12 protein-coding genes and 1 other annotated feature are annotated in these 14202 nt (G+C 36.6%); of the genes, 2 read left to right on the top strand and 10 right to left on the bottom strand.

Features of this window, described 5'->3' with window-relative positions:
* Window positions 1-188: 188 nt before the first annotated feature.
* Window positions 189-632 carry an Lrp/AsnC family transcriptional regulator gene (locus AC4BB7_RS08770; RefSeq protein ID WP_490485103.1) on the top strand — a complete coding sequence of 148 codons (444 nt, stop codon included), beginning with the start codon at window positions 189-191 and terminating at the stop codon, window positions 630-632.
* A gap of 120 nt (window positions 633-752) precedes the next feature.
* Here AC4BB7_RS08770 and obgE read toward each other — a convergent pair whose 3' ends face one another.
* Window positions 753-2066 (bottom strand): GTPase ObgE, encoded by a 1314-nt coding sequence (gene obgE / locus AC4BB7_RS08765; protein ID WP_490485102.1) that lies wholly within the window; start codon window positions 2064-2066, stop codon window positions 753-755.
* A gap of 170 nt (window positions 2067-2236) precedes the next feature.
* On the bottom strand, window positions 2237-3226 hold the full coding sequence (locus tag AC4BB7_RS08760) for a DUF4003 family protein (protein WP_490485101.1): 990 nt from the start codon (window positions 3224-3226) through the stop codon (window positions 2237-2239).
* 227 nt (window positions 3227-3453) lie between these two features.
* On the opposite strand from AC4BB7_RS08760, the gene gap reads away from it, so the two are divergent.
* Window positions 3454-4464 carry a type I glyceraldehyde-3-phosphate dehydrogenase gene (gene gap, locus AC4BB7_RS08755; RefSeq protein WP_086313028.1) on the top strand — a complete coding sequence of 337 codons (1011 nt, stop codon included), beginning with the start codon at window positions 3454-3456 and terminating at the stop codon, window positions 4462-4464.
* 93 nt (window positions 4465-4557) lie between these two features.
* On the opposite strand, the gene AC4BB7_RS08750 is transcribed toward gap, so the two are convergent.
* The 8 genes from AC4BB7_RS08750 to dnaG all read right to left on the bottom strand — a co-directional run bounded on the left by AC4BB7_RS08750 (window position 4558) and on the right by dnaG (window position 13957).
* Window positions 4558-5586 (bottom strand): 3-deoxy-7-phosphoheptulonate synthase, encoded by a 1029-nt coding sequence (locus AC4BB7_RS08750; RefSeq protein WP_490485100.1) that lies wholly within the window; start codon window positions 5584-5586, stop codon window positions 4558-4560.
* Window positions 5587-5653: 67 nt separating this feature from the next.
* Window positions 5654-5896, bottom strand: a binding site (T-box leader).
* Window positions 5897-6018: 122 nt separating this feature from the next.
* Window positions 6019-6498: a ferric iron uptake transcriptional regulator gene (fur, locus tag AC4BB7_RS08745; RefSeq protein WP_490485099.1), complete on the bottom strand. Its 480-nt coding sequence runs from the start codon at window positions 6496-6498 to the stop codon at window positions 6019-6021.
* 124 nt (window positions 6499-6622) lie between these two features.
* Window positions 6623-7492 carry a CvfB family protein gene (locus AC4BB7_RS08740; RefSeq protein WP_086313025.1) on the bottom strand — a complete coding sequence of 290 codons (870 nt, stop codon included), beginning with the start codon at window positions 7490-7492 and terminating at the stop codon, window positions 6623-6625.
* A gap of 19 nt (window positions 7493-7511) precedes the next feature.
* Window positions 7512-7838, bottom strand: a complete 327-nt coding sequence (locus AC4BB7_RS08735) for an AzlD domain-containing protein (protein WP_086313024.1) — start codon at window positions 7836-7838, stop codon at window positions 7512-7514.
* The gene (locus tag AC4BB7_RS08730; protein WP_490485098.1) at window positions 7831-8535 is read right to left on the bottom strand and encodes an AzlC family ABC transporter permease; all 705 of its coding nucleotides are present in this window, start codon (window positions 8533-8535) and stop codon (window positions 7831-7833) included. The genes AC4BB7_RS08735 and AC4BB7_RS08730 overlap by 8 nt, the downstream gene beginning before the upstream one ends.
* Window positions 8536-8744: 209 nt before the next feature.
* A complete protein-coding gene (locus tag AC4BB7_RS08725; protein WP_490485097.1) occupies window positions 8745-10706 on the bottom strand; it encodes a cell division site-positioning protein MapZ family protein in 1962 nt (653 codons plus the stop codon).
* Between the two features lie 158 nt (window positions 10707-10864).
* Complete coding sequence (gene rpoD, locus AC4BB7_RS08720; protein WP_025868903.1) at window positions 10865-11971, bottom strand: RNA polymerase sigma factor RpoD; 1107 nt, start codon at window positions 11969-11971, stop codon at window positions 10865-10867.
* A gap of 75 nt (window positions 11972-12046) precedes the next feature.
* Entirely contained in the window at window positions 12047-13957 is a 1911-nt protein-coding gene (gene dnaG, locus AC4BB7_RS08715; RefSeq protein WP_490485096.1) for a DNA primase, read from the bottom strand.
* Window positions 13958-14202: the final 245 nt, after the last annotated feature.

Here is a 14202-nt window from a genome sequence, read left to right as displayed (position 1 = left end):
AGTAAGCGTTTTCTTTTCGATTTAGTAAAAGTATGCCAATTATTTTTACAATCTGAAATCTATGCAATGGATTAGTCGATCAATTAATCTTATGTAAAGTCAAATTCTTCTGGAAAAGGCTACTTTTTTCCTCTATAATGAAACATACAAAATAGTTCTGAATACAACCATTTTAAGGAGGTAGACCATTGGATAAAACTGACCACAAACTTTTGCGGATTCTCCATGAAAATTCTCGAATTTCGATTGTAGAGCTTTCCCAAAAAGTCAACCTGAGCCGCCCTAGTGTAAAAGAACGAATCGATAAGCTCGTGGAAAAAGGTATCATCACCAATTTTACGATCCAAGTCTCAATGGAGCAGATCAAACAAACCATTACTTTTTTTACAGAATTGAGTCAAGTGACTCTACCTGTTGAAAAAACCTTAAAACAATTAAAAAATAATCCTTACGTAAATGAAGTCCATATTGTAAGTGGTGAAGTCAATTATTTAGTGAAGGCAACTGTAACAAACACAACTGAAATGAAAAATTTATTGGCAAATTGGATGCAATTTGCCAATGTAAAAAGTTCAATTATTCTAGAAAGTCCAGTAGAAAATCGCTTATATCTGGGTGCTGATAATGAATAAGAACAAGTAAATTAGCCCTATTTTCTTCTTTGTAAAGAATAGCCTTCTCATTGTGAATAAATTCACTATTGAAACTCACAAAAAAGAGCTAATAGATACATCAGCTCTTCTCTCATTTGATTACTCTACAAATTCAAATTCGTATTCTCCGATTCGGACGATATCTCCATCTTTTGCTCCACGAGCGCGCAGTGCTTCATCAATTCCCATACCACGTAATTGACGTGCAAATCGCATCACACTTTCATCATGTTCAAAGTTAGTCATTTGGAATAGTCTCTCTAAAGACTCTCCTGATAGAATCCATGTCGCATCTGGATCACGATCAATTGTAAATTCTGGGCCATCTGGTTGGAAACCATAATGAACAGTATCTTCTATGATTTCTTCTTCATACAATGGGAATTCAGGCGTTACATCGATTAAATCAGCTGTTGCATTAAGCAAAGGCTCAATTCCTTTACGTGAAACCCCAGAGATTGGAAAAATCGGTAAACGATCTGCATACTCATCTGTTCGTTCTTTTTCGATTTGTTCTTTGAATTTTTTTAAATTCTCTTCTGCTTCTGGCATATCCATTTTATTTGCTACGATAATTTGTGGTCTCTCCATTAAACGCATATTATGAGACGCTAACTCTTTGTTAATAGCTAGATAGTCTTCGTAGGGATCGCGTCCTTCCATCCCACTCATATCGATGACATGTAAAATAACTCTAGTTCGTTCGATATGACGTAAAAACTGAGTACCAAGTCCCACCCCTTGAGAGGCTCCTTCGATCAATCCAGGCAAATCTGCTGCGGCAAAGCTTCGTCCATCACTTGTTGACACCATTCCAAGGTTAGGAACTAATGTTGTAAAGTGGTAGGCGCCAATTTTAGGTCTAGCGGATGAAATCACAGATAATAAAGTAGATTTTCCAACAGATGGGAATCCAACTAACCCAACATCAGCTAAAACTTTTAATTCTAATTCGATTTTTCTTTCTTGACCAGGTTCGCCATTTTCAGCAATTTCAGGAGCTGGATTTTTAGCAGAAGCAAAACGAATATTGCCGCGTCCGCCACGTCCGCCCTTAGCTACAGTCAACATTTGACCATTTTCAATCAAATCTCCAATTAAAGTACCTGTCTCAGCATCACGAACCGTTGTACCTGGTGGAACTTTTACAAATGTATTTTCTGACCCGCGGCCATGCATTCCTTTACTCATTCCATTTTCACCTGGTTGTGCTTTAAAATGACGGTTAAAACGAAAATCCATCAAGGTACGCAATCCTTCTTCTACAACAAGAATTACATCTCCTCCTTGACCACCATCACCTCCGGCAGGCCCGCCGTCTGGTACATATTTTTCTCTACGAAAGGCAACCATTCCGTCTCCACCCTTACCAGCTTTGACATCGATTGTTACCTGATCTAAAAACATGGACATATTGTGTCCTCCTATCTTAAAAAGGTTGGGACAAAAGTATTATGCCTTCTATAAGTCTAGTAAGCAGCTACTTTTGTCTCACCATTTATTCTATGCTTAACGAAAATGTTGTTTAAAAGCCTTTCTTATTGTAAAGGTTAAACGCAGATTTGTCTAGCCAAATTCGTTTTTTAAGAACTTGAATTTGCTGCTGATACTGATGCTGCAATAGCTGCCGTGACTGCAGCTTGTTCTTGAGCCATCATCATGGTGATAGTTAGAGCTGATACAGTTAAGTTATCAGAAGGTAAAAAATGCATCTCTTCATTGATCAACAAGCCTAGAGCCATTGATTGTCGAAAATCTTTATAAAAAAGTAGATTCGTTTTTTCTTCAAGAAGATCTAAATAATCTCCTAATGCTAGAAAGTCTACGCCTTTTAATGAATCTAAAAAGGCTAAAGTAACAATGCTATTATAAAATTCTGGTTTCGATCGAATACCTAGTCTTTTTAATGAATCGATCAAGTAATCTATCCGATCAAGTAGATCATGTGAGAAAGAGCCCGTTAACATTGCTGCTGTAGCAGCCGCAAACTGTAAATGATTCGACTTTCGGAAACCATAGTTATTTAAAGCTTGATAATAAGACTCTACCAAATCACCAACTTGTTTGGCAGACAAATGTTCAAGTTCAGTTTGTTGAGATAAAGAAATAGCAATAGCGCCATCTTCTGCTCCTGTAAGAAAATAGTGATGCTTTTTTAATTCCTCAAAAATTTCCCGTCCTCTTCGTACAACGAATTCTTTTTCAGCCGTTTCTACAAATTGCAGTAAATAAGCTGAGAAATAAGAATACGATGAAAGATAAAAACCAGCATCGCGTAAACGGTGATAATCGGCAATCAGAATATGAATATCCAACTCTTTCGTTTTACCATTTGCTAATAACATGCCTACTAACATCCCTCTCATAGGTTGTCCTAAGACATTAAAAAATGTTAATTCGCTTTGAAGCGTTTCTTCCATAGAGCGATAATCTGTATCTGAGAATCGTCGATCCTTAGATACAAATGAGCGTGCTATCATATAAGCAACACGTTTATCAAACCATTTCCCTTTTCCCTCTTTAATTGCTTGGTAATTTACCTGAAGCAATTCAACAACCTGAGTTCTATTCATTTTTCCCAACCCCTTTTTCATTAAAAGACAAGATTTTTGACAAAATCTTTTAAAGCGTCCATGCTTATAGTATAGCGTATGTGACCGTTTTTTTAAATATGCGATTGGATACGCTATTTGTATAATTGTTGCGGAGCCGTATAGATTTGTATGCTAGTTATTGTCGTTAAATCAACTAGAGACAAATTTATTGACTTGCTTAAAATGATCAAAGGAGGAAATTTAGCATGACAGTAAAAGTAGGTATTAATGGATTTGGACGGATTGGTCGACTTGCATTTCGCCGCATTAAAGAAGTTTCTGATGATATTGAAGTTGTTGCAATCAACGATTTGACGAGCCCGACAATGTTAGCACAATTATTGCAATTTGATTCCACCCATGGCACTTACCCAGGGAACGTGACTGCAACTGAGGATTCAATTGTAGTAGATGGTGAAAAAACAAAAGTTTATGCAGAAGCGGATGCTAGCAAGTTGAAATGGGTAGAAGAAAATGGTGTCGATATCGTTTTGGAATGCACTGGATTTTATACTTCAGAAGAAAAAGCGCAAGCCCATTTAAATGCCGGGGCAAAACGCGTCGTGATCTCTGCTCCAGCTGGCGATATGAAAACAATCGTTTATAATGTTAATGACGACACTTTGACACCGGAAGACAGAATTATCTCTGCTGGTTCTTGTACAACAAACTGTTTAGCTCCTATGGCCTATTTCTTGAATAATGAATTTGGTATTGAAGTGGGTACTATGACAACGGTTCATGCTTATACATCCACTCAAATGCTGTTAGATGGTCCAGTAAAAGGCGGAAACTTACGAGCTGCTCGATCTGCTGCTGACAACACGATTCCTCATTCAACTGGTGCAGCTAAAGCAATTGGCTTGGTTATTCCAGAATTGAATGGAAAACTACAAGGACATGCACAACGTGTACCAGTTGTTGATGGTTCATTGACTGAGTTAGTATCCATTTTAAAGACAACAGTTACTGCTGACCAAGTAAATGAAGCAATGAAAAAACATACAGTCGATAATCCATCTTTTGGTTATGATGATCGTGAAATTGTTTCTAGTGATGTAATTGGGACAACTGAGGGTTCTATTTTTGACCCAACCCAAACTGAAGTAACAACATCTGGTCAGTTTCAACTAGTTAAAACTGTCGCTTGGTATGATAATGAATATGGGTTTACATGCCAAATGATTCGTTTACTAGAAAAATTTGCAAATTTGTAAATCCACTCTCTTTTTAAATCGAATACGTAAAACCTCCTTTGAATGATTCATAGGAGGTTTTACTTTATTCATTTCTAACTTTCATTAATACAATCAAGCATGTTCAGCAATATAGTTTACTAATTGCTCAGTCTCATCCCAGCCTAAGCACGGGTCGGTAATGGATTGGCCGAACACTTTTCCATCTGCTTCTTGACGGCCGCTTTCGAGGAAGCTTTCAATCATGAAACCACGAACCCAGTTTTTCATCTCACTATTCCATGAACGATTGATCAACGTTTCTTTGACGATCCTGATTTGTTCTTTGTATTGTTTTCCTGAATTATCATGATTTGTATCAATCACGATAAAAGGATTTTTGTAATTTCCAGCTTTGTAAAGTTCAACGACTTTCAATAGGTCTTCATAGTGATAATTAGGAATATTTTCTCCATACTCATTCAAACCACCTCTTAATACAACGTGGGCCAACGGGTTAGAGCTAGATTCCACTTCAAGGCCATTAAAAATAAACTCTTGTTTTTGCTGCGCTGCATATAACGAGTTAAATAGGACCTTTAAATTACCGCTAGTTGGATTTTTCATTCCTGTTGGTTGATCGATTCCACTGGCAACAAAACGATGTTGTTGATCTTCTACGGAACGAGCACCGACCGCAATATAGCTAACTAAATCTTGAACAAATTCTAGATTCTCGGGATAAAGCATTTCGTCTGCTGTTGTTAAACCAGTTTCGCTAATAACGCGATTGTGCAAACTACGAACAGCGGCAATACCTTTGATCAAATTACTTTCACCTTCAGGATTTTGCTGATGAAGTAGGCCTTTATAGCCATCACCGTTCGTTCTAGGTTTGTTTGTATAGACTCGCGGAACCATGAAAATTTTGTCTTGAACTTTTTCTTGTAGTTTAGCCAAACGAGTAACATACTCCATCACAGCATCTTCATTATGAGCTGAGCAAGGACCGATTACTAATAGTATCTTGTCACTTTTCCCTTCGATGATTTCTTTTAATTCTTGATCTCGAGCGGCTTTTAACTGCCCTTGTTCAGGTGTTAATTTAGATAATGATTTGACTTGCTCAAAATTGATCGGTTGGCTTAATGTTTTAAAACTCATACGATAACTTCCCTTCATTTTTTATGATCAAACAATAAAATAAAAAAGGCCCGTCCTTTTCATTTCTGAAAAGGACGAGACCGAATGATCCGTGTTACCACCTTTGTTTACAATCAGCTTACACTCATTGACTTGTTAGGTACAAAATTATACCTTGGCACAATAACGGGTGCGCTTGACCGTCACAGCCTACTCGATTCGGTGTGAAGTTCAAAGAGGAATTCAGATATCTTAGGTTTGTGCGCCTCTCAACAACCGGCTACTTTCTGTACACCTGCATTATCTTACTAGTTCTTATCAAAACTTTTATTGTTTATTGAAGTTATTGTAAGAGATTCTTTCAGAATTGTCAATCTTTTTTAAGAATAAAAATAATAGAGAGCATTTCTGCTCTCTAAATTTAAATAAGGCAATTTGAATTTACTCCAACTATTAAGACCGAACCTCTTCTGTAGGTTGATTTTTCTTCTTTTGTTGGCAATCTTGACAAATGCCATGAAATGTTAAGCGATGATCTTTCACTAAAAAATGATAATGCTGCTCGATCACTTGCTCTACTTCACCTAATAAATCATCTTCCACTTCTTCGATATTCCCACATTCTAGACAAAGAAGATGATGATGGAAATGTTTAGCGCCTTCTTTGCGTAAGTCATAACGTGCTAATCCATCATTGAAACTTACCTTATCTACGACTTTCAAGTCAGTTAAAATTTCTAATGTACGATAAACTGTTGCTAAACCAATCTCTGGACTTTTTTGTTTCACTAAAAAGTAAATTTCTTCAGCCGATAAATGATCTTTTTCATTTTCCAGCAATACTAAAACTGTTGCTTCTCGTTGAGGCGTCAGTTTAAAACCAGATTCATGCAATTGTTGTTTCGTTTTCTTTAAAGCAGCAGTAGAATCCATAAATGCAGCCCCTTAATTATAATTATTTCAATCTAGAACGATATATTACTGTAACAAATTATAATAAGTATAAAATAAGTCTGATATATTTGCAAGTGATTCTCAATTAGAACGAAAAAAACAATTATTTTTCTTGTTGTTCTTCTTTCAAAATAGTAAATCCAGCCTCTTGTATAATTTTTCCTTGCTTTAATAGATTCCCAATAGCTCGCTTAAACTGCGCTTTACTGATACCGAAAGTTTGTTTGATTTCTTCTGGGTTCGATTTATCAGTAAATGGGATTTTATGATCCGCCGATCTTTCTAAAAAGGTCAAAATCATTGCTGCATCATCACTGATTACTTCGTAGCCACGGGGTTTTAATGAGATATTTAATGTTCCGTCGGGTCTTACACCAATCACACGACCGTTTACTCTTTCGCCTAAACGGGGCTCTTGGTAGCGTTCTGAAGGATGGATAAATGCAATGTAGAAATCATCGGTCAAAACAAATGAGCCGATCATTTTCAAACGATACACAATTCCGCTTATATTCTCATTTTTTAATTCTTCGGTTCCAGGTTTCGCCATCGCTTTAAAAATTTTCTCATCCGCTAATTCTCCCCAAATACGCTCCTTGTTATCGACCTTCAGGGAAACCATCAGTTGATCGTCTTTTTTCGGCCATAATTCACGCATTACAGGTAGTTCGTCTAATGAAACAACAACATCCTTATCTTTTAACCCGATGTCTACAAAAGCCCCTAAATCGCGTCTTGTGCCGGTTACCGTTCCAAAAGCATATTGTCCTATTCGAGCTGTAGGGATCTTAGTCGTCATCTCTGGTTCTTGCTTTTGGTTCATATACCCAAAGCCTTCTACTGCTTCACCAATTTCATGCTGACCTTCTTCTTTAGCCAATCGCAATGTAATCCCGTTTTTTTGTAAAAAGTAGTAATTCTCATTTTCATCGATAACTAATGCAGTAAATACTTGTGCTAATAGTTCATTCATAATTTTCTCCTTCTGGCGCTTAGCCTAAAAAAATGCGTAATAATGCAATGGTCACAATTCCTACTACAACTGTTTTCATTAAATCTTTTGTACGAATCGCAACAAATAAAGTAGGAATACAACTTAACGCTTCTAGTGTCTTTACTTTAGGAAAGCCCGTTGCCTGAACTTCTAAAATACTCTGAAATAAGAGTGCCGTCAAGATACAAATCGGAATATAGGATAAAAACCGAAGAAACCATTTCGGAAAGTCAACTCGTTTTGAAATCAAAAAGGGGAAAATCCGCGGAATCCAAGTAACTATCGAACATCCTAAAATTGTCAATAATACATAATTGCTACTCACGATGATTCACCAACCCAACTGTACAGCCTAATAGTGTAGAAAATAAAACGGAAATCTCCGGTGAAAAAAAGCCCATAAAGAAATACAGTGACAAACAAACTGTAGCTAAAACAATCAAGGTTTCTTTGGTATTTCTTTTGATAGGTATCTCTACTTGCAAGATAAATAATCCGGCAAACATTGCTACTAAGGCAAAATCCAATCCTAATAAGTATGGATCCGGAATAAAAGTTCCTAGCAAACCGCCTAAAATAGTTGAAAAAATCCATGCTAGATAAGCAGTTATGTTCAATCCGTGAGTCCAAGCAGAACTAACTCGATGCTCATTATTTAAAGCTGTCATAAGCACACCATACGATTCATCTGTTAGAAGAGTTCCGATCCCAATGCTTGTAATCAGAGGTTCTTTTTTAAAATAAGAAGCCACAGACATGCTCATTAAAAAATGTCGTAAATTTACTAAAAATGTGGTAAAGATAATTGCTGAAATTGGTGAATGAATCGCTAACATACCACAAATAATAAATTGAGCTCCGCCAGCGTAGATCAACACAGACATCAGGGCAATTTCAACAATCGTCAACCCGACATTTTTGCCAACAACTCCTGCCGCGATCCCGATGCCCAAGTAACCCAAAATTGTTGGAATACATGCATTTATCCCCTCTCTAAATGTTAGATATTCTTTTTTCTCCATACAGTTCTCCTTGTACTAATATCAATCGTCATTGATAATATTTTGCGTTATTTGAAAAAAAAAACAACCTTGGAACAGAAGTCTTTAACTCCGAGATATAAGAAGTGTTTGCTTCTATCCCTACCTTTTATTCGGATTTTAAAAGGCTGGGATGTAACTCGAAGAGTTATGTCCCTGCCCCAGTTTTTCCTTCATTTTTTTAAAACAAATTATCTTCCGGCATTCCTTGAAGCATTTCCTTTGAACCAGCCAGTTTTTGCATTGATTGTTACTAGATACTGATTATCTGATCCGTATAAATTATAATAACCCTCGCCATTAATGATTCTGGCTGGTTGTAAAGAATAACCACTCGCAGTGATATAGCCACGCTCAATACAGGTTGCGATCACTTTTTCTTGAATCCCAGGTGCCCAACTCCAAGCAGGATTGCTCATATCACTAACATCATTGGCATCTACTGAGTATACAGGATCTGTATAAATTCCGTCAGCATTCGCTGCCGAAAAAGTACTTGCGTCTGGTTGTACACCATTAGTTGCCTGTGCTGTGTTATTTTGATAGTTAGTTGCCGCTTCAGATGTTTGACTTTGCGATTGACTCGCAATTGTTTGTTGTTGCGCAATAGCAGCTTCTGAATCTGTTAATGATTTATCAGCTTTAGCTAATGCTTCTGTTAATGGTTTACGAAGTGGCTCACTTTTTACTTTATCAACTTCAGATTTGGCTGCTGTATAATTATCTCTGGTTAACGCTTCAGTCAATTCATTATTTTGATAAAAAATAGCAACTGCCGCTTTAGCTTTTTGTAATTGATCGTACTGGCCGATTGCTTGATCAGTCGCTTGGTTAAGCAATTTATCAAAGTCATCTTTTTCTTCACGTCTAGCAAGATCAATCTTTTTATCCGCCTTGAGCGCTACATCTTTTAATTTACTTCCATCAACAATTGGCTGAGCAAATAATTCATTTACTTTAGTGATTGCTGCCTGTTTATCTGTTACATTTTTATAAAGAGCGTTTAACTCTTTATACTTAGGGTCATCTTTAAGTGCTTCTAAATTTTCTTTGATAGTCTTTGGACTAACGCTAACCATTTCTGGTTTCAGAAATAGATGTTTAGCATCTGCAAAATAACTGTTTAACTCTTTTTCTGTCTGCGTTGCTAATTTATCTTGCTTTTGTGTAACTTGATCATCGGTTGCTGATTTTTTTTGTGTCTGACTATAGGCAAACCATGATCCGCCTGCAAGTACGATCACTGCAGCTAAAATGATCGACATTTTTTTATAGTTTTTCCCCGTTGAGTTACTCATTGTCTCATTTTTAATTTCTTTTGGACGAGTCTGCTCAATCGACGGTTTTTCAAATTGATTTTTGGCTGTCGTAGACTCTTCCCCATCTTTAAAGAAAATAGGTGCATCATCCATTTCGATCTCTTCAGGCTTTTTACTTTTTGAAGGAATTTCAGAAGCCTTATTAGGCAAGGCTTTAGGACCGATTGGTCTGGCTTGCGTTGACTCGTCTTTTGGTTTAGTGAATTTTGTGATTTCTTCTTTTGGTCCATTTTCTTTTGCTTGTAGTTGTTCTTTATCCGTTGATTCTGGTGACTTATGGTCTGATTCGTTTGTTTTCACTTCATCTAGTCCTTTATCATTAGATTCTGACTGTTCACTAGAAACTTCATGTTGCTGCTCGGTTTCTAGTTTTTTTTCAGTCGTTTCTGGTTTAGCTGTTTCTTCAACGATAGGTTTGTCATTTTTGTGTTCATTGATGTACTGATTCAAAGCAGCAGTATTAACAAGTTCATCTGTCTCTTTACTTAATTCTTTTTCAGATACTATTTCATTATTTTCTGTTGGTTGTGCTTCTGACACCGGCTCTTTTTCTACATCTTCTTCGTGTTCTTTTGCTTTTTCTTCCGGTTGTTGTTCATTAAACATCGTCATAACATGCCCAATGCTCATATCCTTTAATTCAGACCACTCGATATTTTCATTTTGTTCTTTATTTAAAAAATTAGAAGTATCTTCAGTTTCTTCATTATGTTCTTTTTTGGTTTCTATAGTATCCTCTTTTTCTTTATTTTCTTTAAAAGAATAACCACAATTAGGACATATATTTTCTTGTTTGTCTATTTCAGTTCCGCAATTCGGACATTGTTTTGTCATGCACTCCGCCTCACATTCTACACATTCGTAAATCTAATCTACCATAAAATCGTGTTTCTTCCAATATGTACCATCTAACTTTTTTGTTACGATTGTTTAAAAACAGCTCTTTCCGAAAGAAATCGAAAAGAGCTGTTCAAATTTTTAAGAAAAACTTCTTATTCTAGAAAATCTTTTAGTTGTTTTGATCGTGAAGGATGGCGTAGTTTACGTAATGCTTTCGCTTCAATTTGACGAATCCGTTCACGTGTTACACCAAATACTTTCCCTACTTCTTCCAATGTTCGTGTACGTCCATCATCTAACCCAAAGCGTAAACGTAAAACATTTTCTTCGCGGTCAGTTAATGTATCTAAGACATCTTCTAATTGTTCTTTTAACAATTCATACGCTGCATGTTCAGCAGGGCTTGTTGCGTCTTGGTCTTCAATAAAATCGCCAAGATGAGAGTCATCTTCTTCACCAATCGGTGTTTCCAAAGAAACAGGCTCTTGAGCAATCTTCAAGATTTCACGTACTTTTTCAGTTGGCAAGTCCATTTCTGCACCGATTTCTTCTGGCGTTGGTTCTCTGCCTAAATCTTGCAGTAATTGACGTTGAATACGAATCAATTTATTGATCGTTTCAACCATGTGTACAGGAATCCGAATGGTTCTAGCTTGGTCAGCGATCGCACGAGTGATTGCTTGACGAATCCACCACGTTGCATATGTTGAAAACTTAAAACCTTTACGATAGTCAAATTTCTCAACAGCTTTCATCAACCCCATATTACCTTCTTGAATCAAATCAAGGAATTGCATACCACGTCCTACATAACGTTTTGCAATTGACACTACTAAACGTAAATTAGCTTCTGCTAAACGTTGTTTTGCTTCTTGGTCGCCTTCTTCAATTTTAAGGGCTAATTCTACTTCTTCTGCTGCAGTTAATAATTGAACACGTCCAATTTCTTTTAAGTACATGCGAACAGGATCATTGATTTTAACACCAGTCGGGGCAGATAAATCTTCCATTTGGGCTTTTTCAGCAACTTTTGCGTCCTTTTTAAGACTATGTTCACTTGGATCACCATTTTCATCAACGACGCTGATTCCAGCATCTTCGACTTTTTGAATCAATTTTTCCATTTCATCGGCGTTCAACGTAAATGGCGTTGCTAATTTGTTTGTTAAATCATCATAAAGAACATTACCTTTCGGTTTGCTCTCTTTGATAAAGGCTGCCAATGCAGCTGCATATTTTTTTTCTGTTTCTTTTTCCATGAAAGAAGGCCCCCTTCATTTTTCCATTCGGCTAAATATATAAATAATAGTCAAGTACACTGTCTAATCTTTCTATTAAGACGCTGTACGACTTTTTTGCAATTGTTTTACTAAACTAACGAGTTCAATCGCTAATTCATCGACTAACTGTTTGTTACCGAGACGTTCAGCTTCTTTTTTTTGCAGTTGCTTTTCCCTGATTTGTTCATCCAAGCTAGAGTTTTCGATTACTTTAATAACATCCGCAATTTCCCGTTCAGAACTTTCTTCTGAAATGGTCTGTAGAGAAATATCGATTGCTAATTTCTTGATTGTTTCTTCTTTTAGATAATCGATAAAATCAGCAAGTAAAAATTCTGAATGAATACTCATATAGCTATCTAACAATAGGTACAATTCCTGATAGTGATCGTGAGCAAAACTAAAATCTGGTAGCTGCATCAATTGGTTTCTAACACTTTGTTCGTTCATCAAACGATACAATAACGTACGCTCCGCTTTTTCCACTTGAGTCAAAGGAAGTTTGTTTTGAACAGAAGGTACAGGCACGGATTGTTCTTCAAACATCTCGGGAGGTTCCAACATGTCATCGATGTCATAAGTCTGAGGCGCGGGTATTGCTTGTTGCCGCTCTCTTCTTTTGGTAGAACGCTGTTGTGTTTCAAGCTGCTTTAACTGTTCTTCTAGAGAATGAAAAGATAATTGAAACTCTTGTGCCAATTGATTCAAATAGCGATCACGTTCTAACGGTGACTGTACTAAAATCAATTCTTGCAGTAGGTCATTCACATAATCTAATTGCTCTTTCTCGTTGTTCATGTTTCTAGATAAACGATGATACTGCATTTTAAAACTAAAAACCGTTTCACGACCATGAAGTGCTAATTCACGAAATGACTCATTACCATATTTTCTCAAATACTCATCTGGATCTAGTTTTTCCGGAATGCTGACAATACTTAATTGGAACCGACTATGTTCACTTAACAAAGAAATAGCGCGATTTGTTGCTTCTACTCCAGCTGTGTCTCCATCGTAACAAACCACAAGTTCTTTTGCTACTCGTTCAAGTTTACGAATCTGTTCGTTCGTCAAACTTGTGCCCATGGAGGCAACACCACTAGTGATTCCTGCTTGCCAAGCTGCAATAACATCCATAAATCCTTCAAATAGAAATACCGTATTTTCTTTGCGTATCTCTTTACGAGCTTTGTCAAAGTTAAATAATGTTTCTCTTTTGTTAAACAAGACTGTTTCCGGGCTATTCAAATATTTTGGCATATCGTCGCCTGGAAAATCTTCTGTTTTGAGTAATCTTCCTGAAAAAGCAATCACATTTCCTCGATCATCATTGATAGGAAACATTACACGTTGGTAAAAACGGTCTAAAAACTCTCCATTGTCTCTTTGTATAAACAACCCAGATTCTTTAGATAAATGCTCTGAGACCTCTTCGTTTTGGAATACTTGACTTAAAAAATCACGTTTTTGAGGTGCGAATCCGATTTTAAATGTTTCGATAAGCTCTTTTGTCAAACCTCGGTCTAATAAATAGTTCAATGCTGGTTCACCAATTTGGGTATTCATCAAAACATGGTGATATAAGTCCGCTGCTTTTTTATGCAGTTCGATCAGCTTGCGATTTTGCAGGTTTTCAGTTGTATCCGAATCAAAGGTATTGACCCAATCAATATTAACTGGAATCTGCTCTAGTTCAGCAACTCTGCGCACAGATTCGGGAAAATTGATTCCTTCGATTTCTTGCAGAAAATTAAAAACAGTTCCGCCTTTTCCGCAGCCAAAACAATGAAAAATTTGTTTGTCTTCTGCTACTGAAAATGAAGGGGAACGTTCTTCATGAAACGGACATAGACCCATAAAATTCTTGCCGGATTTTTTCAATTGAACATATTGTCCAACAACATCCACAATGTTCGTACGTTGTCTTACTTCCTCGATGACTTCTTGAGGAATTCTTTGTGCCACTGTTCTCACCTCCAAAAAATAGCCAAAAGCTAATTCATGTGATCAGTCAGTAAAAAAGCACTGAAACCTTCAGCGCGATTTTTAAAAGACACAATTACACATGTTTCATTGTATCACACTAAACATAATTTTCAAGTAAATTGCACCTTTATTTTCATGAAATATAGTAATCACTAAATTAGTTTACATAATACATTTATAGTAACCTCTTTCGTGTGATAAAAAAAACAGATAATTATTATCTG

This window comes from Enterococcus sp. AAFC-DPL-5182, assembly GCF_058216605.1.
Note: the sequence above shows the minus strand (reverse complement) of the source record. Positions and strands in the feature narration are given on the sequence as shown.

What these genes read in the sequence shown, in the direction of transcription:
- obgE (WP_490485102.1), bottom strand. Translation starts at nt 2,066, where the DNA reads ATGTCCATGTTTTTAGATCAGGTAACAATCGATGTCAAAGCTGGTAAG.
- AC4BB7_RS08760 (WP_490485101.1), bottom strand. Translation starts at nt 3,226, where the DNA reads ATGAATAGAACTCAGGTTGTTGAATTGCTTCAGGTAAATTACCAAGCA.
- gap (WP_086313028.1), top strand. Translation starts at nt 3,454, where the DNA reads ATGACAGTAAAAGTAGGTATTAATGGATTTGGACGGATTGGTCGACTT.
- AC4BB7_RS08750 (WP_490485100.1), bottom strand. Translation starts at nt 5,586, where the DNA reads ATGAGTTTTAAAACATTAAGCCAACCGATCAATTTTGAGCAAGTCAAA.
- fur (WP_490485099.1), bottom strand. Translation starts at nt 6,498, where the DNA reads ATGGATTCTACTGCTGCTTTAAAGAAAACGAAACAACAATTGCATGAA.
- AC4BB7_RS08740 (WP_086313025.1), bottom strand. Translation starts at nt 7,492, where the DNA reads ATGAATGAACTATTAGCACAAGTATTTACTGCATTAGTTATCGATGAA.
- AC4BB7_RS08730 (WP_490485098.1), bottom strand. Translation starts at nt 8,535, where the DNA reads ATGGAGAAAAAAGAATATCTAACATTTAGAGAGGGGATAAATGCATGT.
- AC4BB7_RS08725 (WP_490485097.1), bottom strand. Translation starts at nt 10,706, where the DNA reads ATGACAAAACAATGTCCGAATTGCGGAACTGAAATAGACAAACAAGAA.
- rpoD (WP_025868903.1), bottom strand. Translation starts at nt 11,971, where the DNA reads ATGGAAAAAGAAACAGAAAAAAAATATGCAGCTGCATTGGCAGCCTTT.